This is a genomic window from Pseudomonas sp. BS-2016, assembly GCF_001806145.1.
Classification (GTDB): Bacteria; Pseudomonadota; Gammaproteobacteria; order Pseudomonadales; family Pseudomonadaceae; genus Aquipseudomonas; species Aquipseudomonas lundensis.
Genome location: NZ_MLCT01000010.1, coordinates 107,237 through 130,211, shown reverse-complemented (window position 1 = coordinate 130,211; position 22,975 = coordinate 107,237). Strand labels below are relative to the sequence as shown.

General features: G+C 57.1%; 22 protein-coding genes. 8 read left to right on the top strand and 14 right to left on the bottom strand.

The window, feature by feature from the left end:
- Positions 1–209 precede the first annotated feature (209 nt).
- From msrQ to mrcB, 9 genes are all read right to left on the bottom strand, one after another.
- Positions 210–824: a protein-methionine-sulfoxide reductase heme-binding subunit MsrQ gene (gene msrQ / locus BKD70_RS01980; protein WP_047277456.1), complete on the bottom strand. Its 615-nt coding sequence runs from the start codon at positions 822–824 to the stop codon at positions 210–212.
- The gene (msrP, locus tag BKD70_RS01975; protein WP_047277458.1) at positions 824–1,837 is read right to left on the bottom strand and encodes a protein-methionine-sulfoxide reductase catalytic subunit MsrP; all 1,014 of its coding nucleotides are present in this window, start codon (positions 1,835–1,837) and stop codon (positions 824–826) included. Before msrP ends, msrQ begins: the two co-directional genes overlap by 1 nt.
- Before the next feature lie 63 nt (positions 1,838–1,900).
- Positions 1,901–2,758: a CDP-diacylglycerol--serine O-phosphatidyltransferase gene (gene pssA, locus BKD70_RS01970; RefSeq protein ID WP_047277460.1), complete on the bottom strand. Its 858-nt coding sequence runs from the start codon at positions 2,756–2,758 to the stop codon at positions 1,901–1,903.
- 143 nt (positions 2,759–2,901) lie between these two features.
- Positions 2,902–3,918, bottom strand: coding sequence for a ketol-acid reductoisomerase (gene ilvC / locus BKD70_RS01965; RefSeq protein WP_047277462.1), 1,017 nt, complete (start codon positions 3,916–3,918; stop codon positions 2,902–2,904).
- A gap of 48 nt (positions 3,919–3,966) precedes the next feature.
- Positions 3,967–4,458, bottom strand: a complete 492-nt coding sequence (gene ilvN, locus BKD70_RS01960; protein WP_018609360.1) for an acetolactate synthase small subunit — start codon at positions 4,456–4,458, stop codon at positions 3,967–3,969.
- 2 nt (positions 4,459–4,460) lie between these two features.
- Positions 4,461–6,185 (bottom strand): acetolactate synthase 3 large subunit, encoded by a 1,725-nt coding sequence (locus tag BKD70_RS01955; RefSeq protein ID WP_047277676.1) that lies wholly within the window; start codon positions 6,183–6,185, stop codon positions 4,461–4,463.
- Positions 6,186–6,616: 431 nt separating this feature from the next.
- Positions 6,617–6,946 (bottom strand): YqcC family protein, encoded by a 330-nt coding sequence (locus BKD70_RS01950; protein WP_047277467.1) that lies wholly within the window; start codon positions 6,944–6,946, stop codon positions 6,617–6,619.
- Complete coding sequence (locus BKD70_RS01945; RefSeq protein WP_047277469.1) at positions 6,946–7,683, bottom strand: M48 family metallopeptidase; 738 nt, start codon at positions 7,681–7,683, stop codon at positions 6,946–6,948. Before BKD70_RS01945 ends, BKD70_RS01950 begins: the two co-directional genes overlap by 1 nt.
- 16 nt (positions 7,684–7,699) lie before the next feature.
- The gene (mrcB, locus tag BKD70_RS01940) at positions 7,700–10,027 is read right to left on the bottom strand and encodes a penicillin-binding protein 1B (RefSeq protein ID WP_047277470.1); all 2,328 of its coding nucleotides are present in this window, start codon (positions 10,025–10,027) and stop codon (positions 7,700–7,702) included.
- 116 nt (positions 10,028–10,143) lie between these two features.
- On the opposite strand from mrcB, the gene BKD70_RS01935 reads away from it, so the two are divergent.
- The 3 genes from BKD70_RS01935 to BKD70_RS01925 all read left to right on the top strand — a co-directional run bounded on the left by BKD70_RS01935 (position 10,144) and on the right by BKD70_RS01925 (position 12,654).
- Positions 10,144–11,700: a bifunctional aminoglycoside phosphotransferase/ATP-binding protein gene (locus BKD70_RS01935; RefSeq protein WP_047277472.1), complete on the top strand. Its 1,557-nt coding sequence runs from the start codon at positions 10,144–10,146 to the stop codon at positions 11,698–11,700.
- Between the two features lie 89 nt (positions 11,701–11,789).
- Complete coding sequence (locus BKD70_RS01930) at positions 11,790–12,131, top strand: pentapeptide repeat-containing protein (RefSeq protein WP_047277474.1); 342 nt, start codon at positions 11,790–11,792, stop codon at positions 12,129–12,131.
- Between the two features lie 250 nt (positions 12,132–12,381).
- Positions 12,382–12,654, top strand: coding sequence for a TfoX/Sxy family protein (locus BKD70_RS01925; RefSeq protein ID WP_047277476.1), 273 nt, complete (start codon positions 12,382–12,384; stop codon positions 12,652–12,654).
- Positions 12,655–12,880: 226 nt separating this feature from the next.
- Here the strand turns inward: BKD70_RS01925 and BKD70_RS01920 are convergent, their stop codons facing one another.
- From BKD70_RS01920 to BKD70_RS01910, 3 genes are read right to left on the bottom strand one after another with little or no spacing between them, the layout of a single operon-like run.
- On the bottom strand, positions 12,881–13,648 hold the full coding sequence (locus tag BKD70_RS01920; RefSeq protein ID WP_047277477.1) for a heme ABC transporter ATP-binding protein: 768 nt from the start codon (positions 13,646–13,648) through the stop codon (positions 12,881–12,883).
- Positions 13,648–14,631, bottom strand: coding sequence for an iron ABC transporter permease (locus tag BKD70_RS01915; RefSeq protein WP_169835946.1), 984 nt, complete (start codon positions 14,629–14,631; stop codon positions 13,648–13,650). Before BKD70_RS01915 ends, BKD70_RS01920 begins: the two co-directional genes overlap by 1 nt.
- A gap of 50 nt (positions 14,632–14,681) precedes the next feature.
- Positions 14,682–15,557, bottom strand: a complete 876-nt coding sequence (locus tag BKD70_RS01910; protein WP_047277481.1) for a hemin ABC transporter substrate-binding protein — start codon at positions 15,555–15,557, stop codon at positions 14,682–14,684.
- 175 nt (positions 15,558–15,732) lie between these two features.
- Here BKD70_RS01910 and BKD70_RS01905 point away from each other — a divergent pair, with 175 nt between their 5' ends.
- Positions 15,733–16,071, top strand: a complete 339-nt coding sequence (locus BKD70_RS01905) for a Rieske (2Fe-2S) protein (protein ID WP_047277483.1) — start codon at positions 15,733–15,735, stop codon at positions 16,069–16,071.
- Here the strand turns inward: BKD70_RS01905 and sfsA are convergent.
- Positions 16,054–16,761 (bottom strand): DNA/RNA nuclease SfsA, encoded by a 708-nt coding sequence (gene sfsA / locus BKD70_RS01900; protein ID WP_047277485.1) that lies wholly within the window; start codon positions 16,759–16,761, stop codon positions 16,054–16,056. The genes BKD70_RS01905 and sfsA overlap by 18 nt on opposite strands.
- The gene (locus tag BKD70_RS01895; protein ID WP_047277487.1) at positions 16,761–17,933 is read right to left on the bottom strand and encodes a pyridoxal phosphate-dependent aminotransferase; all 1,173 of its coding nucleotides are present in this window, start codon (positions 17,931–17,933) and stop codon (positions 16,761–16,763) included. The genes sfsA and BKD70_RS01895 overlap by 1 nt, the downstream gene beginning before the upstream one ends.
- 322 nt (positions 17,934–18,255) lie before the next feature.
- Here BKD70_RS01895 and dksA point away from each other — a divergent pair, with 322 nt between their 5' ends.
- The 4 genes from dksA (at position 18,256) to BKD70_RS01880 (ending at position 22,961) form a co-directional block, all read left to right on the top strand.
- Complete coding sequence (gene dksA, locus BKD70_RS01890) at positions 18,256–18,699, top strand: RNA polymerase-binding protein DksA (RefSeq protein WP_047277488.1); 444 nt, start codon at positions 18,256–18,258, stop codon at positions 18,697–18,699.
- 172 nt (positions 18,700–18,871) lie between these two features.
- On the top strand, positions 18,872–19,768 hold the full coding sequence (gene gluQRS / locus BKD70_RS01885; protein WP_047277490.1) for a tRNA glutamyl-Q(34) synthetase GluQRS: 897 nt from the start codon (positions 18,872–18,874) through the stop codon (positions 19,766–19,768).
- A gap of 78 nt (positions 19,769–19,846) precedes the next feature.
- The gene (locus tag BKD70_RS24630; protein WP_047277492.1) at positions 19,847–20,023 is read left to right on the top strand and encodes a hypothetical protein; all 177 of its coding nucleotides are present in this window, start codon (positions 19,847–19,849) and stop codon (positions 20,021–20,023) included.
- Positions 20,007–22,961 (top strand): sensor histidine kinase, encoded by a 2,955-nt coding sequence (locus BKD70_RS01880; RefSeq protein ID WP_162199717.1) that lies wholly within the window; start codon positions 20,007–20,009, stop codon positions 22,959–22,961. Before BKD70_RS24630 ends, BKD70_RS01880 begins: the two co-directional genes overlap by 17 nt.
- Positions 22,962–22,975: the final 14 nt, after the last annotated feature.

The following is a 22,975-nucleotide window of genomic DNA, read 5'->3' as shown; positions in this document are numbered from 1 at the left end:
CTTGCGCTTTCGATCTCTCGTCAGCGGGAGGCGAATTCTACAGCGTTACACGCTGCTGTCAACACCTCATTTCCTGCTTCGATGATTTGAAGCTGGCACAATAAAAACCGTCTAACTCATTGAAACTCAAGGAGTTTTCCGTTTCGACTGCGCCGGAAGTGGGGCGAATTATAGGCCGTTGGAATTCTGAGTCAAGCCCTAATTTTGACTCATGAGGCAGAAACCGTTTTCTTCTTATATAGACGGGGTATACGCCGCATCACAACCGGTACACGCAGCACCATCAACATCGCCCCAATCGCCGCGTAAACCGCCCACTCTTTAAGGTCTGCACGAACGATCCAGAGCATGTGCAGTAGTCCTAACCCCAAAATCACATAGATAAGGCGATGCAATTTTTTCCATCGTGCGCCCAGACGACGCTGGCTGTAACGGTTGGATGTCACCGCGAGTACGAATAGCAGCAATAAACCAAGGCTGCCCACAATAATGTAGGGACGCTTGCGCAACTCCACCCCCAACTGAGACCAATCGAAACCCAACACAAAAACCAGGTAAGCCAACAGGTGCAGCATTACATAAGCAAAACACCACAGACCGATTTGACGTCGCACAGCAACCCAGCCAGCCCATCCTGTCATTTTTTGCAGAGGCGTCATGCAAAGCGTTATCAGCAACAAGATCAGGGTGCCTAACCCCAAGCGATCAACAAGCACTTTGCCAGGATCAGGTCCCAGCACTGAACTCCACGCCTGGAATACCCACAGCAGCGGCCAAATAATCACCCATACAAAAACAAACGAGCGCCAATAAGGAAATCGCATCAATAGTTTTTCCGCAGATCCAGCCCACTATATAAAGAAGCCACCTCGTTGCCGTAACCGTTGAACATCTGCGTCTCGCGTACATTCGGACTGAACAGGCCACTTGGCAGACGACGCTCACGCGCCTGACTCCAGCGCGGATGGTCCACTTGCGGATTAACATTGGCGTAAAAGCCATATTCATCGGCCGCGATACTCTGCCAGGTTGTCTTGGGCTGATCTTCAACAAGGCTGATGCGCACAATGGACTTCACGCTTTTAAAGCCATATTTCCAAGGCACCACTAGCCGCAATGGCGCACCGTTTTGATTCGGTAATTCCCGCCCGTACATCCCTACTGCCAGAATTGCCAATGGATTCATCGCCTCATCCAACCGCAGCCCCTCCACATAAGGCCACTCAATCAAAGCGAACCCGGAACGCTGCCCGGGCATGACCTTAGGATCCTGCAACGTCTCAAAGCGAATGAATTTTGCTTTCGAGGTGGGCTCCACCTGCTTAAGCAATGCTGAAAGCGGGAAGCCCAGCCAAGGAATGACCATTGACCATGCTTCCACACAGCGAAGCCGATAGATCCGCTCTTCTAATTGATAGGGCTTCATGAAGTCTTCCAGCGCATATCGGCCCGGTTTACCGACCTCACCATCGACAACCACCGTCCATGGCTCAGTCTTCAATGCACCTGCATATTGCGCCGGATCACCTTTAGCGGTCCCGAACTCATAGAAATTGTTGTAGTGAGTGGCGTCGTTGAAAGGCGTGATTGACTCTCCCTGTACATTCACCGCCTGCCATTTGGTTTTGGGCAGCTTTTCGGCAAACCATGCGGGTGGCGTGCCCGCCTCCACATCAGGGTACATCCCGGCGTCTTGCGCACGCCCAATACGAGGAAATGCACTCACGGCAAGCCCGGCTAGCGAGCTTCCCAGCAATGTTCGCCGCGATAAATAGAAGGATTCAGGCGTGACGTCAGACTCTTTACTGTCTGACGTGGAGGGGAGCTTGATGAGCATGGCAACTCCGTAGCATTGAAAGGCTGATGCCCCAATAGACTACGGAGTATGGGAGAAATTACATCACTCGGCGCTTTTGTTCCGACGCAGATGCAACAAATACTGAATGGGGCCGGACGCCGCATAGGCAAGGAAGACCAGCAGCAGAATGCGCGGCGGATCACTGAAAACCACTGCAAAGACCAGTACCACTGCCAGAATGGCGACAAAAGGTACACGCCCCTTCAAGTCCAGCTCTTTAAAGCTGTTGTACTTGATATTGCTGACCATCAGCATGCCTGCAGCAGCTACAAGCAAAGCCACCAGGAACGACATTTTGGAACCCTGAATGCCGTAATCGCTGAACGCCCACACGATCCCGGCCACAACACCCGCAGCAGCCGGACTCGCCAGCCCGATGAAGTACCGCTTATCAGCCGTACCCACCTGAGTATTAAAACGCGCCAAACGCAATGCCGCGCCAGCCACGTAAATGAAAGCGACCATCCAGCCTACTTTGCCCATATCCCCCAGCGCCCAGCCAAACGCGAGCAGTGCGGGGGCGACCCCAAAGGCAACCATGTCAGACAAAGAGTCGTATTCGGCGCCAAAAGCACTTTGCGTATTGGTCATGCGGGCAACCCGGCCATCAAGACCGTCGAGCACCATGGCCACAAAAATTGCGATCGCGGCAAAGGCAAAGTACTTGCTTGCACCTGCCGCATCACCTGCACTCATGGCACTTTGCGCGCTCATCGAGTTAATAATCGAATAGAAACCCGCGAACAGGTTCGCCGTCGTGAAAAGGTTGGGTAGCAGATAGATACCACGATGCCGGACTTTACGGCCTTCGGCGTCATGTCCTTCTTCGACATGCTCATCGATAGGCAGCAGACTATCGGCGTCAGAGGCCTGTTTTGGCTCTTCGGGACGTTCGCTCATGGACATTACCTTGCAACGATATGGAAAGTTTCGATAAAGGTTCACGGCCAACACGGACACGCAAACAGTGATGCTTTATACCAGAAGCCACCCTCTAAACGAAAAAACGCGGCCGAGGCCGCGTTTTTCTTCACGCTACAAACTTAGTTCTTGGCTTTATCGACAATCTTGTTCGCACCGATCCAAGGCATCATCGAGCGCAGTTGCTCACCAATCACTTCGATACCGTGTGCCGCGTTGTTGCGACGCTTGGCGGTCATCGATGGGTAGCCGGTGGCACCTTCGCTGATGAACATCTTGGCGTATTCGCCGTCCTGGATACGCTTCAGTGCATTACGCATTGCCTGACGGGATTCGGCGTTGATAACTTCCGGACCTGTCACGTACTCGCCGTACTCAGCATTGTTGGAGATCGAGTAGTTCATGTTCGCGATACCGCCTTCGTACATGAGGTCAACAATCAACTTCAGTTCGTGCAAGCACTCAAAGTAAGCCATTTCTGGCGCGTAGCCCGCTTCAACCAGTGTTTCAAAACCTGCTTTAACCAGCTCGACAGTACCGCCACACAGAACAGCCTGCTCACCGAACAGATCGGTTTCGGTTTCGTCCTTGAACGTGGTTTCGATGATGCCGGTACGACCGCCACCAACACCCGAAGCGTAAGACAGCGCAACGTTTTTAGCGTTGCCCGAAGCATCCTGGTAGATAGCGATCAAATCAGGAATGCCGCCGCCTTTCACGAACTCGGAGCGCACAGTGTGGCCTGGTGCTTTCGGCGCGATCATGATCACGTCGAGGTCGGCACGCGGAACAACCTGATTGTAGTGAATCGCGAAACCGTGGGAGAAAGCCAGGGTGGCGCCTTTCTTGATATTCGGCTCGATTTCGTTCTTGTACAGCGACGACTGGAACTCGTCCGGGGTCAGAATCATGACCACGTCAGCCGCGGCCACCGCGCTAGCAACGTCAGTGACTTTCAGGCCGTGTGCTTCAGCTTTGGCGACAGTGGCCGAACCTTTACGCAGACCGACAGTCACGTCTACACCTGAGTCTTTCAGGTTGCAGGCTTGAGCGTGACCCTGGGAGCCGTAACCAATGATGGCTACTTTTTTGCCCTGGATGATCGAAAGGTCGCAGTCTTTGTCGTAATAAACTTTCATGATTTTCCCTTATATCCAGGCCATTTAGGCCATTAGTACTTATTAGTTTTAGATGCTGAGTACTTTGTCGCCACGGGCAATCCCGGTGACGCCACTGCGAACTGTTTCCAGGATCGAGGCGGTTCCAATTGACTGAATGAAGCTGTCGAGTTTGTCGCTGGTACCGGTCAACTGCACGGTATACACACTGGCACTGACATCAACGATCTGGCCACGAAAAATGTCCGTGGTTCGCTTGATCTCTGCGCGCTGCGCCCCCGTTGCCTTGACCTTGACCAGCATCAGCTCGCGCTCAATGTGAGCACTTTCAGACAGATCGACCAGCTTGACCACTTCAATCAGCTTGTTCAGGTTCTTGGTGATTTGCTCGATGATTTCATCGTGCCCTACGGTCGTCAGCGTCAGACGCGACAAGGTCGGGTCTTCAGTTGGCGCTACCGTCAGGCTTTCAATGTTGTAGTTACGTTGCGAAAAAAGCCCTACAACACGAGACAATGCACCCGGTTCGTTTTCAAGAAGCAAAGAAATAATGTGCCGCATGATTAAGTACGCTCCGTCTTGCTCAGCCACATGTCTCGCATGGAGCCATCTTTGATCTGCATCGGGTAAACGTGCTCGCTGGTATCGACCTGGATATCCAGGAACACCAAGCGGTCTTTCATGGCGAACGCTTCTTCCATTTTTGGCTTCAGGTCTTTCAGATCCGTAATCCGAATGCCTACATGACCATAAGCCTCAGCCAGCTTCACGAAGTCAGGCAGCGACTCCATGTAGGAATGCGAATGACGGCTGCCGTAGTTCATGTCCTGCCATTGACGCACCATTCCCAGTACGCCGTTATTGAGGCTGATGATTTTTACGGGCAAGTCGTACTGCAAACACGTCGACAATTCCTGAATGTTCATCTGAATGCTGCCCTCGCCTGTCACACAGGCGACATCAGCATCCGGGAAGCTCAATTTCACACCCATGGCCGCCGGGAAGCCAAAGCCCATCGTGCCCAGGCCGCCTGAGTTGATCCAGCGATTAGGCTTGTTAAAACGGTAGTACTGAGCCGCAAACATCTGATGCTGACCCACATCGGACGTCACATAAGCGTCGCCCTTGGTCACTTCGCAAAGCATCTCAATGACGGCTTGAGGCTTGATCTTGCTGCCATCGCCCTTGTCGTACGGGAACAAACCGCGATCACCGCGCCACTCATCAATCTGCTTCCACCACGCAGCGACCGCTTCAGCATCGGGTTTTTCGCCAATATCCTTGAGGATCGAGACCATTTCGGTCATGACGCTTTCGACCGGACCTACGATCGGCACATCCGCCTTGATGGTCTTGGAAATAGACGCAGGGTCGATATCCACATGGATGATCTTGGCATTGGGGCAGAACTTGGACGGACCATTGATCACGCGATCATCAAAACGCGCACCGACTGCCAGAATCACGTCGGCGTTATGCATGGTCATGTTGGCCGTAAAGCTGCCATGCATACCCAGCATGCCGATGAACTGACGATCTGTGCCAGGGTAGGCCCCCAAGCCCATCAACGTATTAGTGACCGGCACGTTGAGCATTTTCGCCAGTTCGGTCAACGGAGCAGAACCGCCGCCCAAAATAACGCCGCCACCTGCGTAAATAACCGGACGCTTGGCCGCCAACAGCATTTCCACCGCTTTGCGGATCTGGCCGGAGTGACCGCGAACCGCCGGGCTGTAGGAACGCAGCTTGGCTTTTTTCGGGAAAACGTATTCGAACTTCTCAGCCGGATTGGTCATGTCCTTGGGAACATCAACCACCACAGGCCCCGGGCGACCGGACTGTGCCAGGTAAAACGCCTTTTTCATGACCTCCGGGATCTCCGAAGCATGCTTGATCATGAAACTGTGCTTCACGATGGGCCGGGAGATACCGATCATGTCGGTCTCCTGGAAAGCATCGGTCCCGACCATGGTGCTAGGCACCTGACCAGAGATGATGACCATCGGTATGGAGTCCATGTAGGCGGTCGCAATACCCGTAATGGCATTGGTAGCACCCGGGCCGGACGTGACCAGAACGACACCGGCTTTACCGGTGGCACGGGCATAGCCGTCAGCCATATGGGTAGCAGCTTGTTCGTGACGAACCAGGATATGGGACACTTCCGGTTCTTTGAACAGTGCGTCGTAGACATGCAGGAGAGCACCACCAGGGTACCCGTAGATATGTTTGACACCTTCGTCGCGCAAAAAGCGGACGAGCATCTCACCGCCAGATAAAAGCTCCACGTTGTTCACCTCTAAAACGCCAGAATACCGATCGCAAAAAACGAACGGGTCTTAATAGGTTTACTTTTCAGCAGAGCATGAGCGACGGTGGTCGCCGACTACGTCAGCACTGACTGAGCAAGTATTGGGAGCTCCCCAAGTATTGCGGGGTTTTCCCACCCAGCGCGAGGTAACGCGTTGCGGGTGTAACAGGTCGGCGCGGGTGTGCGCCTCATGATCTGCTGAGAGAGACTGCTTCTGGCAGTCCCTCTACAGCGGACTTTCGATTCTTCTCATTCACCCCACCCAAGTCAAGCAATAATTGCGCTTTTTTCCAACTACGCGCATCTGAACATAGAAGAAACGGGCTTGATGAGGGATAAAACTCGCCTGAATGGCGCAAAGCGGTAGAAATATGCGCACGACTGCCGGAAAAACCGGCAGCCAGGCAATTAACGAGCGTCGACGATCAGTTGGTCGAACTTTTTCAGCGCATTACGCAGGCCAAGACTCTCTGACGGCTTGTCGGCATACACCATTTCAGCCATTTCAAGAATGCCCGAAGCATTGGGCAGCGGCAGATCCTGTTCGAGGATTTGTTTCATTCTCACCAGAAAGATCCATTGCAGCCACTGATGGAAGTCCAGCGTATCCACTGAAAAGGGCTCAACACTGCTCAACGCCTCAGCGGTGGGCGATACCTCGTCCCACCAGCCCTGTACGCGCAATTCGCGCTCAATCAGCAACAACTGTTCGGCAATGGCCGGGAAGCGTACATCCATTACAGACTCACCTTGGCTTTTTGACGTGCCAATGCAGCGCCGGCTGCATCACCCTGTTTCTCACGCGCCTGAGCGATCAAACCCCACAGGCTGGCTTGAAGATCCGGACGGCCGCCAGCGAATGTCAGGCCGCGACGTGCGAACTGCTCCGCTTGCGCAGCATCCCCTTGTGCCATCCGCACCTGCGCCAGACGATAAAGCACTTGCGGCTCACGGGGCGCTACACGCTGCGCGCGTTCGAGGCTCGACGACGCGCCATTCAAATCACCGGTTGCTTGCTGTTGCTGAGCGGTGGTCAGCAAAGCCAGCACCGGGCCATCCAATTGCTCATCAGCTGCCAGTCCACCACTGCTGGACGGAATGCCGCTTGGCGTCACCGGGGTCGGTGCACGGTAAGCAGCGCCAGGTGTGTAGTCGCCAGTGCTGATAGGCGCCGCCGCCGGGCCCGGTGTGATTGGCCCCGGCGTAAACGGCTCGGTGCTGATCGGCGTGGACACCGCCGACGCACCACCGGGAATCATCACCACGACGCCGGAATCCTGAGGGATCGCCTGAGTCTGCGCGGCACGCGGTGCAGTCGCCTGCGGATAATGACTCGCCGTACGCTGAGCAGAAACACGCTCGTTATTGGATACAGGAACGCCCGCATCGACCACAGGGATAGAACCCTGTTGAACACTGGCGCAACCATTGAGCAAAGCCAGGGCTGTAACAGCCGGAACCCACCACTTATTCACGTCAATTCCTCTTTGCTTAATTCAACCAGCCCTTGACCCAATCCATCACCGCTTCACCGGTTGCAGGCGTTTCGGCTGCACAACTGGCTCCGGCGGGCGGCTCACTGCCGCGAATATACGGCATCTGCACAGCCCCAGGGCAGTTCGCATCGGAACCCTGGCCGGTATGGGGGTCAATCCAGGCTTGCACGATATTATCCGGTTCCGGCATATCCAGCGGCAGAGGGTCGGCTTTGTTCATAAAGCTGGTCCATACCTGCAAGGCGCCCGTTGCACCGGTGAACGGTGTTTTACCGTTGTCATCACGCCCCAGCCAAACGACAGCCAGCAGATCCTGGCTGAACCCGGCAAACCAGCTGTCACGTGAATCGTTACTGGTACCGGTCTTGCCGGCCAACGCCAGACTCTTGGGCAATACGTTGTAAACCGAACGCCCTGTCCCCTCACGCATGACGTGCTGCATGGCGTTTTGAATCAGGTAGATGGACCCCGGATCAAAGCGCTGCTGGATCTGGAACGGGTAGCGCTTGAGCGGCTCACCTTCGGCCGTCAGCACACTGCGAATCCCGCGCATCGGGGTATTGAAACCACCGTTGGCCAAGGTTTGGTACATCGTCGCCACTTCCATCGGGCTCAAGGCACCGGCGCCCAGCAACATGGAAGGGAACGCCGGGAACTCACGCTCCACCCCAAGCCGCGCCAGGGTCTTGAGCACATTGGGAACGCCCACTTCCTGCCCCAGTCGCACAGTGCCCAAGTTGTAGGAATTCATCATCGACTGATACAGGAACACCGTACCGTGGGAACGACGGTCATAGTTCTGAGGCTTCCAGATCTGACCATCGGCGCCTTTGATCGATAACGGCTCGTCCGACAACCAACTGGTCAATGTGTACTGGCTCGGACGTTCAAGTGCGGTCAGATAAACCGCTGGTTTGATCAGCGAGCCAATCGGCCGCACCGCATCCAGTGCCCGGTTAAAGCCGGCATAACCCGGCAGGCGGCTGCCAATCAGCGCCTGCACTTCACCTGTTTCGGGGTTGGTCACCACCATCGCGGCCTCAACCTCATCGGAACCCTTGCGCCCAGCCAACCGTTTGAAGGTTTCTCCGACAGCGGCCTCGGACTTCATCTGCAAGATCGGATCAAAACTGGTGAAAATCCGCAGACCTTCTTCAGTCAAGTCTTCGTCGCGATAGTCTTCACGCAACTGACGTTTGACCAAATCCAGGAAACCCGGGAACGAACTGTCTGCGAGGCTTCCGCGTTTGGTCACGCCCAGCGGCATCTTCTTGGCTGCCGCCACTTGCTCTGCGGTGGCGACACCTTGCTGCTCAAGCAAATCGAGCACCAGGTTGCGTCGTTCAAGCGCACGCTCCGGGTAACGACGCGGGTTATAGGCAGACGGCCCTTTGACCATCCCCACCAGTAAAGCCACTTGATGCAACTTGAGCTCAGACAATGGCTGGCTGAAGAAGAACTGGCTGGCCAGACCAAAACCATGCACCGCTCGCTGTCCGTCCTGCCCGACAAAGACCTCGTTGAGGTAAGCCTCAAGGATTTCGCGCTTGTCGTAATGCAACTCCAGCAGCAACGCCATCATCGCTTCCGTCAGCTTGCGGCTAAGACTGCGCTCGTTGGTCAGGTAGAAGTTTTTCACCAATTGCTGAGTCAGCGTACTGCCACCCTGGCGCATTTGCCCGGAAGACGAGTTGACCCAGATAGCACGGGCGATCGATTTCGGGGACACCCCCAAGTGATGGTAAAAATCGCGGTCTTCAACCGTTACCAGGGTTTCCAGCAGAAACGGAGGCACCTGATCGATGTTGATCAGAATGCGGTCTTCGAGGTTCTTCGGGTACAGGCCGCCAATCAGCAGCGGCTCAAGGCGCACCACGGGCAGCTTGGCACCATTGGAGGTCGACAGTTCGGCTACGTAATCACCGGAGAAGCGCACACGCACTGGCTGCGCCTTTTCAGCGCCTTCATAAAACTGGAAGCCGCGGGTGTTGAGGTCAACCGTATTGCCATTGACCGACGCGGCACCCGGGCCACTGACCGCGCTCTCGCGGCGATAGCCCAAGGCATCAAGTTCGGTGAGGAAGTCGTTCTTGGCCAGTTTTTGGCCGACGAACAGCTCCAGCGGCCTGGCGTAAACCTTTGCCGGGATGGTCCAGCGTTTGCCGGAGAACTTCTCCTGAACGATCGCATCGAGGTAGACGGCGAAACCTGCCAGTACAACCAGGCCGACCAGACTGAGCTTGAGCGCCCAGCCCAGCCATGGGCGCAGGCCGCCACGGGAGGGACGTTTGGAACGGGAACGGGGGGATCGGGTACGAGTCATGGCGGCGGATTATACGCACTTTGTTCATGTTCAACATGCGCAGCCCGGCGGTTTGCAGTACCGCCATCAGGAGCCATAATGGCCCATTGAATTTTCCCCGTCTTGAAGGACCAACCGTGAGCCAGAACCTGATCGCCGCGCTACAGAACCCGAGCCTATACCCGCATGAAGTCGATGGGTTTCAGGTAATCGAAACGCACATTTCCTGGGTAATTCTCACTGGCCAGTATGCCTACAAGCTGAAAAAACCGGTCAACTTCGGTTTTCTCGACTTCACCGACCTCAATCAACGCCAATACTTTTGCAATGAAGAACTGCGCCTGAACAAGCGCCTCACTGAAGGGTTATACCTTGACGTACTGCCCATCACCGGCACACCCGATGCGCCTGTGATCGGCGGTAACGGGGTGGTGATCGAGTACGCGTTGAAAATGCTTCAATTCCCTCAGAGCCAATTGCTGAGCACGTTGCAAGCCAATGGCGAGCTGACTGCCGCGCACATTGATGAAATGGCCCAACAAATTGCTCATTTTCATATCCAGGCGCCCCATGTACCGCTGGAACACTACCAAGGCACTCCAGTAGCCGTAATGGAGCCTGTGCGCCAGAACTTCGATCAAATTCGGCCGTTTCTGACAGATAAAGCCGACTTGCAGCAACTGGATGCCCTTCAAGCTTGGGCTGAGAGCAGTTTCATCCGCCTTGAACCGCTGCTCAAACAACGTAAAGCCGAAGGGTTTATCCGTGAATGCCACGGTGATATCCACTTGGGGAATGCCACACTGATCAATGGCAAGGTGGTGATTTTCGACTGCATTGAATTCAACGAGCCCTTCCGCTTCACCGACGTCTACGGTGATGTAGGGTTTTTGGCCATGGACCTTGAAGACCGCGGCTTGAAGTGTCTGGCACGGCGTTTTGTCAGCCAATACCTGGAGCTGACCGGCGACTATCAGGGCCTTGAACTGCTGAATTTCTATAAAGCTTACCGCGCGCTGGTGCGCGCCAAGGTCAGTCTGTTCAGCATGCCCGCCGATGCCACCGGCGTTCAACGCGCTGCCACCCTGCGCCAATACCGCAACTACGCCAACCTCGCAGAAAGCTACAGCACGATTCCATCGCGCTTTCTGGCCATCACTCACGGTGTTTCAGCCGTGGGCAAAAGCTCGGTCGCCATGCGTCTGGTCGAAGCTTTGGGCGCTATCCGTCTGCGCTCCGATGTCATCCGCAAACAATTGTTCGGTGAACAGCAGCCTGAAAATGCTGTGGGTGAAGGGATCTACAGCACCGACGCCAGCGAAACCACCTACAAAAAAATGCATGAGCTGGCCGCAACCGTGTTGCGCGCAGGTTTCCCGGTCATCATTGATGCCACCTACCTGAAACGCGAACAACGTGACGCCGCTGCCAGCGTGGCCGAGTCCACCGGTGTGCCGTACCTGATCATCGATTGCGACGCACCGGACGCCGTGATTGAAGGCTGGCTGGCTCATCGTCAGGCTCAAGGCACCGACCCGTCCGATGCCACCCTCGACGTGGTGCACGCTCAACGTGCCAGTCGCGAGCCGCTGGGCGCTGACGAAGTGCAGCGCAGCAAGCGTATTGAAACCAACAACAGCAAGAGTCTGGACACCTTGATCGAGGACATTCGTCAGCGCTTGCCAGGCCTGTAATAAGGCCGAGTGACCGCGAGGCGCTAAAGGTTCGCGGCCACTCAATAGTGGCACTATAATGGCGTCATAAATCCAACAGGAGACGCCCCATGAGCCGCCCACAATTGCTTGATTCGGCGCTGTACGCGCTGTTGCACAAAGACGATATCGCCGGTTTCAATCAGGAACGTCCGCAAGGGCCCATCGATATGCGAGGCGGCGATTTCCGAGGCTTGGATTTACGGCAGCTGAACGCCCAGGACGTGGATTTCACCGACAGTTATTTCCGCTCTGCCGATCTCCGGGGGCTGGACTTGCGTACAGCCTGTATCGAAGGTGCGAGTCTGGCCCATGCGCAGATTTCAGGGGCCTACTTCCCGGTTGAAGTGACAGCGGACGAAATTTTGATGTCGGTTAACTTCGGCACTCGCCTGCGTTACCGCACAAAGTAGAAAAATACGACATCCGGGTGAGCGCTTTTGCGTCGGCGCGACCCCGGCTTGTTGACCTTGCCTGGTGGCTCTACCCTCATCGTTTCATCTCCCTTCGGCGGGTTTCCTCGACCCCTGCATTTCGCCCTTAAAACACCCTGCTTGTTCCAAAACCGACTAAAGAAGAGCGGTTTTCCTACAGAGCGCTACACTCCTGAAAGACTGATTTGATCCAGTAAACACTGCGCTCGCGCCGTCGCAAGGAGGCTTGATGAACGATGAACTCCAGCATTTGAGAAATCTTGGGAAGACGTCGGCGCAATGGCTGCACGCTGTGGGTATTCATAACCTTTCGGACTTGAAACGGCTTGGTGCCGCAGATGCCTATCGTGCGGTAAAGGCTCGAGGGTTCAGAGCGTCTAAAGTCTTGCTCTATGCCATTGAGGGAGCCTTGCTGGATGTCCACTGGAACGATGTTCCTGCGGAACGCAAAGAAGCCCTCAACAAACAGGTCGAAGGATTGCTCGCCCCGCGCAAAGTCTGACTTTTTTCAATCGCAGTAAAAAAAGCGACAAACTGCTGTTGACTCGATAATGAGAATTGTTATTATTACGCCATCTGGTCGCGAGGCCAGTCGATCTTCTGAAAGGCCCTTGGTTCGGACTCTCAGAAAATCTCCTCATCAGGCTAATCACGGTTATTTGACCCGGCTCTTGCCGGGTCTTTTTTTGCCTGCAAAACGTGTGAAGAGCTCTTACTCAGCGTTGGGCTTAGCGCGCAATGATCAGCGGATGCCCTAATTCCGGGTGTGGCTGCACCAGCACATCCAGCCCGAAGACGGCCTTGAGCAACGCAGGCTGCAACACCGCTTGTGGACAATCCAGCGCTCGCGGTCTGCCGTCTTCCAACAGCAACAACCGGTCGCAATAGCGTGCGGCCAGATTAAGGTCATGCAGGATGATCAGGACCGCCGCGCCACGGTCGGCGAACGCCCGAATGGCCTTTAACGTGGTGTGTTGATGCAAAGGGTCCAGCATCGAGGTCGGCTCATCCAGCAACAGCGTTTGCCCACCCTGTCCCGGCCACAATTGCGCCAGCACGCGCGCAAGGTGCACACGCTGTCGCTCGCCCCCCGACAAGTCGAGGTAACTGCGACCAGCCAGGTGTTCAACATCCGCAGCCTGCAAGGCGGCGTGAACAATCTCGGCATCGCGTATCCGGCCTGTCTGGTGCGGCAAACGGCCCATGCCGACAACGTCCTCAACCCTGAATGCGAACTCCAGCGTCGAGGTTTGCGGCAACACGGCCAGTCGCTGGGCCCGCTCGCCACCTTTCCATTGACTCAGCGCACGCTGATCGAGCCAGACCTCCCCTTCGGCAGGCGTCAACTCCCCGCACAATGCGGCCAACAACGTACTTTTACCCGCACCGTTAGGCCCAAGTACGCCGAGGACCTCGCCCGGACGGACCTCAAGGGTGACAGCCGACAACACGGCTTTTTGCCCACGACGGATCTGCAGATTTTCCGTTCGCAACATCAGTGGCGCCCCCGCAGCAGTAAATACAGGAAGAATGGCGCCCCCAGAAAGGCCGTCACAATACCGATGGGCAGCTCAGCGGGGGCAAGCGCCAAACGCGCAATCAGATCAGCAAACAGCAGTAAACTCGCCCCCGCCAAGACGGATGCGGGCAGTAACACGCGATGATCGGGCCCGGCCAACAGCCGCACCAGATGGGGCACCACCAAGCCTATAAAGCCAATCATGCCCGCCGCCGCCACAGCCGCACCGACGCCCAAAGCAGTACAAAACACCAGTTCGCGCTTCAGGCCCTCCACGTCTATCCCCAAGTGATTGGCTTCAGACTCGCCCAGCAGCAATGCATTCAGCGCCGTTGCCCGGCATGGCAGCCACAGCGCAACGCCAGCCGTGACCAGCAGCAGCGGCCACAACCGCGCATAGCTGGCGCCATTCAAACTGCCCAGGTTCCAGAACGTCAGCGTACGAAGCGTCGCGTCATCCGCCAGATAAGTGAAAAGCCCTACTGCGGAACCCGCTAATGCCGTCAGGGCGATCCCCGCCAGCAACATCACGGCCACATGGGTTTGGCCGTTTCGCCGCCCCAGTCGGTAAACCAGCGCAGTGACTCCCAAGCCCCCCAAAAACGCACAGAGCGACAGCAAGTACGGCCCGATGAAGTCAGGCAACCCACCCAAGGCAGCGCCGCCTACGATGGCAATCGCCGCTCCGAGGGCTGCACCGCTGGAGACCCCGACCAGACCGGGGTCGGCCAACGGGTTGCGGAACAAGCCCTGCATCGCAACGCCCGACAGCGCCAGAACACCGCCGACCGCCAGCCCAAGCAAGGTTCGCGGCAAGCGGATCTGCCCGAGAATCAACTCTGCCTGTTCAAGACCTTCCCCCTGTACCGACAACCCCATCAACCGCATGGCTGCGCGCAACGTATCGAACAGCGGCAAACTCACTGGCCCAAGCGCCAGCGACAACCAGGTCGCCAGCAGGCACAAGAGGGTCAAACCAATAAACAAAGAACGGGGCTTTACCAGCGTTTTCATTGAGCGGCTGCGGCCTCGGGATAAAACTCAACCGTGAGTTGCTTGAGACGCTCCGGCAACCGCGGCCCCAGCCCGCCGACCAACAAGGTTGGGTCCACTTCATAGAGCCGCCCTGCTTTGACTGCGCGAATCGATGCCAGCACCGGGTTTTCTTTCAACAGGGCTGTACGGGCGGCCTCACCGCTCAGACTGCGATCTGCAAACACCAGAACCTCCGGGTTCAGCCCCGCCAACGCCTCGACCGAGAAAGGCTTGTAGCCTGAATGGGTGGCAAGGTTTCGGCCGCCGGCTTGCGTCAGCAACCAATCGGCAGCGGTGTCCTTACCGGCAATCATCGGTTTGCCACCCGCATGACCCAGCAACAACAGGACGCCCGGCGTTTTGTGCGTTGCTTGCAAGTGCTTGACCTGAGCCTGCTGCTGATCCATTTGCTGCTTAAAACGGTCAAACACGTCCTTGGCGTGCGCTGTATCGCCAAGTAATCGCCCTAAATGCGTCAGCGTCGCTTGCAGGGTCGTCAGATCAGCCTGCGCCGAGAACATTTCAACCGGCACCCCGGCCGCTTGAATCTGCTTCAAGACCTTGGCGGGCCCCATCTCTTGCGTGCCGATCAACACATCAGGCCTGAGGCTCAGGATGCCCTCTGCCGACAGCTGACGCTGATAGCCGATGCTGGGCAGGGATTTAAGTGATTCAGGATGTTGGCTAGTGGTATCGACCCCAACCAATTTAGACTCCGCCCCCAGCGCGCAGACCCATTCCGAGAGTGCCCCACCGGCACTGACCCAACGGTGTGGCAACTCGGCAGCCGAGCTGACAGTACTGATCACAAGGCCAGCAAAGAGCGTAATCAGGCGAAGACGCAAGCGCATACAAAGGCGTTCCTTTAATAAGTGGGTCAGCGGGAACAGTAAAATCCCGCGCCGTGGACACAGCAGATCGCGGAGCAGCCAGCCATTTGATAATTGTTTGCATTTGCACGTCAACCTATAAACACCCTGTCACCCGCGTCATCTACGCGAGTATCAGCAGCCATTAAGGATTGCCATGAAGTGGTTATGCCCCTCTGAGGACTTGAAAGAAGGCAACAGTCGCGGTTTTCAAATAGACGAATCAGACGTGCTTGTCGTGCGACGTGAGGGCCGGGTCTATGCCTACAAAAACCGCTGCCCGCACCGGGGTGTCCGCCTGGAGTGGCAGCCCGACCAGTTTCTTGACGACAGCACCAGCCTGATTAAATGCGCCACCCACGCGGCCCTGTTCTTGATCGAGTCCGGCGAGTGCGTGGCCGGGCCTTGCGCCGGGCAATTTCTAACCGGCCTTGACTGCCACGAAGACAGCCAAGGCATCTGGCTCAGCCTTGAAATGTCAGAGGATGACCGCTAAACGGCGGTCCACTCGTACAGCATCAGGGGTCAGGCTTACGCCATACGCCAACACCTGCACGCCCGCTGCGACCGCCTCTTTTAAGGCGGCGGCATAGCCAGGATCAATCTCTGCAGCCGGCCTTACGGCATCAATACCAGTGAGATTGACGCAATACAGCTGCACTGCGCGCACGCCGTCGCGGGCCAAACTCGCAAGTTCTCGTAAGTGTTTGGCACCGCGTTGCGTCACCGCATCCGGAAAAGCAGCGATGGATGTACCGTCAAACCCCAGGGTCACGCTTTTGACCTCAACAAAGGCAAAGCCGTCGGGGTATTCGAGACGGAAATCAATCCGGCTTTTTTCCTGGCCATACGCCACTTCACGCTTAAGCGCCGTAAAGCCGTTGAGTTCAGTGATCACCCCGGCCAGCAGGGCTTCTTCGACCAAGCGATTGGCACGGCCGGTGTTGACGCAGGCCAACCGGCCTTGCGGGGTTTCACTGATTTCCCACGTCCCCGGCAACTTGCGCTTGGGGTCATTGGAACGACTGAACCAGACCTGCCCTCCCTCGACCATGCAATTGAGCATGGAACCGGTGTTAGGGCAGTGAATGGTCATCAACTCACCGTTAACCGTTTCGATATCTGCCAAAAAACGCTTGTAGCGCTTGATCAAACGTCCTTCTTCCAACGCGGGAGAAAACTGCATCAGCGGTTCCAGCTCTGTAGTCCACGAGCAATGCGCTCTGCCGCTTCCTGCAAACGCGGCAGGCTTTGGGTGTAAGCAAAGCGCACGTGATGGCCGGCCTGAAAACGACCGAAATCAAGACCGGGCGTGAAGGCAACATGTTGGGTTTCTAGAAAGTGGCGGCAGAACGCGAAGGCATCGCCGCCAAACGCACTGATGTCTGCATACAGGTAAAACGCGCCTTCAGGCTCGACCGCAATCTTGAAGCCCAGCTCGCGCAAGGCGGGCAGCAAGAAGTCACGACGGCGGCCAAACTCGGCCCGACGCGCTTCGAGAATGGCCAACGTCTCGGGTTTGAAACACGCCAACGCGGCGTATTGCGCCATGCTCGGGGCGCTGATGTAGAGGTTCTGCGCCAGCTTTTCGAGGTCCGCGACGGCTTCGGGCGGAGCCACCAGCCAGCCCAGGCGCCAGCCGGTCATGCCGAAGTATTTGGAAAAGCTGTTCAGCACAAAGGCGCTGTCATCCACTTCCAGCACACTCGGCGCCTCACAGCCGTACGTCAGACCGTGATAAATCTCGTCCACCACCAAATGTCCGTTACGCGCCTTGATGGCCGCCGACAGCGAGGCCAGTTCATCACGGCTGAGCAGCGTGCCCGTCGGGTTGGCAGGCGAAGCCACCAGCGCGCCCACACTGTCCTGATCCCAATGGCGGTCCACCAAATCAGCGGTCAGTTGATAACGCACCTCCGGGCCGACCGGCACCAACTGGGCAGCGCCTTCCACCAAGCGCAGGAAGTGTCTGTTACAGGGGTAGCCCGGATCGGCAAGTAGCCAGTGTTTTCCCGGATCGACCAGCAGGCTGCTGGCTAAAAGCAGTGCACCAGAGCCGCCGGGGGTTATCAGAATGCGGCCAGGATCAATGCTCAGCCCGTAACGCTGCTGATAGAAACCTGATAGGGCTTCGCGCAGCTCAGGCAGCCCGCGGGCCGCGGTATAGCGGGTTTTGCCCGCTGCCAGCGCCGCCTGCCCGGCCGCGATAATGGGCTCGGCTGTGGTGAAGTCAGGCTCACCGATCTCCAGATGAATCACATCATGGCCCGCCGCTTGCAATTCATTGGCACGCGCCAACAATGCCATGACGTGGAACGGTTCGATTGCGCGACTGCGCGCACTGTAAGACTGAGCCATGAGCCTGCCTTCCTGAGTGAGCAAAAGGCCGATTCTACCCAAGCCCACGCAAGAGGGAGAGCTAAATAAGGTCTTAGCGGCCGCCCCGGTAGAACCAAACGGCGCAAGCTCCGGTCATAGCTCGACTAAATTTAATATTCAGCCATTAATCTCAAGCACTACAGGGTTTGTGCACAAACACCGGCAACAGGCCAGACAACAGGGAGTAGCGCGGCCCGATTTGATCTGGTAAGTTCGGCCGCTTGCAGCCGCAGGGCCGGCAGGTGTCGGTGATGTTGCAATCCTGCGCAATGGATTAGAAGAATGAGAGGCGGTCCATTTCATGCCCACAGAAGCAAAGCAACAGAATACTCAAACGCTTAGCGGCTTCGAGCCCTACGTTGAAAAGCAGGGTGAAGAGTACATGGGCGAGCCCATGCGCAAACACTTCACCAAGATTCTGCAAAAGTGGAAACAGGACTTGATGCAGGAAGTCGACCGCACTGTTGATCACATGAAAGACGAAGCGGCAAACTTTCCTGACCCGGCCGACCGCGCTAGCCAGGAAGAAGAATTCAGCCTGGAACTGCGTGCCCGCGACCGCGAGCGCAAGCTGATCAAGAAAATCGACAAGACGCTGCAATTGATCGAAGACGAAGAATACGGCTGGTGCGAGTCCTGTGGTGTCGAGATCGGTATCCGCCGTCTTGAAGCACGCCCAACCGCTGACATGTGCGTAGACTGCAAAACCTTGGCTGAAATCAAGGAAAAACAAGTCGGCAAGTAATCGCCGGCTTGACCAAACGGGGCGTGCGAACGCCCCGTTTTCGTTTCTGAAGCGTGCTCACACAGCACTGCCCTGCTGACACTGCAACAGCGGTCAGGCGCCCTGAAGATACGAGCACAACGGCCTCCCCTCGCACTTCGCACCTAGCGCCAGCGGTTACAGGATCCATGCCATGACGGCTGCATCATCCCCCTCCTACATCGGGCGCTTTGCCCCTACCCCCAGCGGTCATTTGCACTTTGGCTCACTGGTCGCAGCCCTTGCCTCCTATCTGGACGCCCGCTCGGCAGGGGGCCGCTGGTTATTGCGCATGGAAGACCTTGATCCACCCCGCGAGATGCCCGGTGCCCAAGCCGCGATTATTGAAGCGCTGCACCGCTATGGTTTTGAGTGGGACGGTGAATGGATCCGACAGAGCGATCGTCATGACGCCTACGCCCACGTTGTAGAGCGCCTGTTCAGCCAAGGCCTGGCCTATGCCTGTACCTGCTCGCGCAAACAACTTGAAGGGTATAACGGCGTCTATCCGGGGTTCTGCCGTAACGCCGGCCACTCCATGGAAAACGCGGCCATCCGTGTGCGGGTCCCGGAACTGGAATATGCCTTTACGGATCGCGTCCAGGGTGAGTACCGCCAACACCTGGGCCGCGACGTGGGGGATTTCATCATCCGTCGCCGTGACGGGCTTTACGCCTATCAACTGGCCGTCGTACTCGATGATGCCGCCCAAGGTGTGACCGATATCGTGCGCGGTGCCGATTTGCTGGACTCCACACCGCGCCAGCTCTACCTGCAAGAGTTGCTCGGCCTCTCGCAGCCGCGCTACTTGCACGTGCCGCTGATCGTGCAACCCGATGGCCACAAACTCGGCAAATCCTACCGTTCGCCTGCACTGACGCCCGAGCAAGCCACACCCTTGTTACTACGCGCCTTGCGCACGCTGGGCCAACCGACTGACGACCGTCTGGAGCACGCGAGTCCGCGCCAGGTTCTAGACTGGGCAATAGCGCACTGGGACGCCGGGTTGATACCCCGCACCCACACCCTGCAAGAAGCGCATTTACGCTGACAGCCCTTGCAGGTTGCCAGCCATCCGTTACCATCGCCGCACGTTTTTGGGGCATGCGGCCCGTTAAGTGAGGGCGGGATGTACATCTATCGATTGGTCCTGTTGCTGGTTGTCGGGATCTACCTGTTTTCCCCCGCCATCATGGATTGGTGGATCAACGCGACGGGCGCCTGGTACCGGCCTTATCTGCTCTGGCTGATTCTGATCGTGGTGACCTTTATTCTGCAGAGCCAAAAAGATGCCGATGAGCTTTAGCCTGACCCAGATGGTGCTCGTCAGCGCCGCTTACCTGCTGGTGCTGTTTGGCGTGGCGTGGATCAGCGAACGGGGCATGATTCCGCGCGCGATCATCCGTCACCCGCTGACCTACACCCTGTCACTGGGCGTTTACGCCAGCGCATGGGCCTTTTACGGCACCGTCGGCCTGGCCTACGAATACGGCTACGGCTTTCTCTCCAGTTACCTCGGAGTCTCGGGAGCCTTTCTACTGGCGCCCGTGCTGCTTTACCCGATCCTGAAGATCACTCGTACCTACCAACTGTCTTCCCTTGCCGACTTGTTTGCGTTTCGCTTTCGCAGCACTTGGGCGGGCGCGTTGACCACAATTTTCATGCTGATCGGCGTGTTACCGCTGCTGGCCTTGCAAATCCAGGCCGTGGCGGACTCCATCAGCATTCTCACCCGTGAGCCGGTGCAGCATCGCGTAGCCCTCAGCTTCTGCGCGATGATCACGCTGTTCACCATTTTCTTCGGCTCACGGCATATTGCGACCCGCGAGAAACATGAAGGCTTGGTGTTTGCAATCGCCTTCGAATCCGTGATCAAACTGGCCGCCATTGGTGGCGTGGGCCTTTATGCGCTGTACGGGGTCTTCGACGGCCCGCAACAGCTCGAAGTGTGGTTGCAGCAAAATCAGACCGCACTGGCCTCGTTGCACACACCGCTTCAAGAAGGCCCGTGGCGCACGCTGTTGCTGGTGTTTTTTGCCTCGGCCATCGTGATGCCGCACATGTATCACATGACCTTCACTGAAAACCTCAACCCAAGGGCTCTGGTCAGCGCCAGCTGGGGCCTGCCGCTGTTCTTGCTGCTGATGAGCCTCGCAGTGCCGCTGATTCTGTGGGCCGGACTCAAACTGGGCGCTACCACCAACCCGGAATACTTCACGCTCGGCATCGGGATCGCAGCCAACAGTAAATCTCTGGCCTTGCTGGCGTATATCGGCGGGCTGTCGGCGTCTAGCGGGCTGATCATCGTGACCACGCTGGCACTCTCAGGCATGGCCCTGAACCACCTGGTACTGCCGCTTTACCAGCCACCGGCCGAAGGCAATATTTACCGCTGGCTGAAGTGGACCCGCCGCGCACTGATCGTAGCCATCATCATGGCCGGCTATGGCTTTTACCTGCTGCTGGGCGCCGAGCAGGATCTGGCCAACCTCGGCATCGTCGCGTTTGTGGCGACGCTGCAGTTTTTGCCGGGCGTGCTCTCCGTGTTGTACTGGCCGACCGCCAATCGCCGGGGGTTCATTGCCGGTTTGCTGGCCGGAATCGTGGTGTGGATGGTCAGCATGTTGTTTCCGCTGATCGGCAACTTCCAGGGCTTCTACATCCCGTGGCTGGACATGATTTACGTGCTGGATGACACCAGCTGGCACATGGCGGCCATCGCGTCGCTGGCGGCCAACGTCCTGATGTTCACCCTGATTTCCCTGTTCACCAACGCCAGCACCGAAGAAGCCAGCGCAGCTGAAGCCTGCGCGGTGGACAATGTGCGTCGCCCGCAACGGCGTGAACTGCACGCGGCCTCACCGCAAGAGTTCGCCACGCAACTGGCCAAACCGTTAGGCGCCAAGGCTGCGCAAAAAGAAGTCGAGCAAGCCTTGCGCGACTTGTACCTGCCCTTCGATGAACGCCGACCTTACGCCCTGCGCCGCCTGCGCGATCGCATCGAAGCCAACCTCTCGGGCCTGATGGGCCCCAGTGTTGCCCAGGACATGGTTGAAACCTTTTTGCCCTACAAGTCGGGTGGCGAAAATTACGTCACCGAAGACATCCACTTCATCGAAAGCCGGCTTGAGGACTACCATTCGCGCCTGACCGGGCTGGCAGCCGAACTCGATGCCCTGCGCCGCTATCACCGCCAGACCCTGCAAGAACTCCCGATGGGCGTGTGCTCACTGGCCAAGGATCAAGAGATCCTGATGTGGAACAAAGCCATGGAAGAATTGACCGGCATTGCAGCGCAACGGGTCGTGGGCTCGCGTCTGAACACATTGGGCGATCCGTGGCGCCAGCTGTTGCAAGGTTTTATCGAATTGCCGGATGAGCACTTGCACAAACAGCACTTGGCACTGGATGGACAGACGCGCTGGCTGAACTTGCACAAGGCGGCGATTGATGAGCCCTTGGCGCCCGGCAACAGCGGCCTCGTCTTGCTGGTGGAAGACCTGACCGAAACCCAGATGCTCGAAGACAAACTGGTGCACTCCGAACGACTGGCCAGCATCGGCCGCCTTGCCGCGGGCGTGGCCCATGAAATCGGCAACCCGGTGACCGGTATTGCCTGCCTGGCGCAAAACCTGCGCGAAGAACGCGAAGACGATAGCGAACTGACGGAAATCAGCAGCCAAATACTCGAACAGACCAAACGCATCTCGCGCATCGTGCAGTCCTTGATGAGCTTTGCCCACGCAGGCAGCCATCAACACAATGACGAACCCGTGTGCCTGGCCGAAGTCGCACAGGATGCCATCGGTCTGCTGGCATTGAACCGGCGCAACTTTGAAGTGCAGTTTTACAACCTGTGCGACCCCGATCATTGGGTCGACGGCGATCCGCAGCGACTGGCGCAGGTGCTGATCAACTTGCTGTCCAACGCCCGTGACGCCTGCCCGGCCGGCAGTGCGGTGCGGGTCAAGACGGAAGCCAGCGAGCACACCGTCGACCTGATCGTCGAAGACGAAGGCTCGGGCATTCCGAAGAACATCATGGACCGTCTGTTCGAACCTTTCTTCACCACCAAGGACCCTGGCGAAGGCACCGGTCTGGGCCTTGCACTGGTCTATTCCATCGTTGAAGAGCATTATGGACAAATCACCATCGACAGCCCGGCTGACATTCAAAGCCAGCGCGGAACCCGTATCCGGGTGACACTACCGCGCCATGTCGAAGCGACGTCCGCTGTGAACTGAGACCGTCGAGAGAA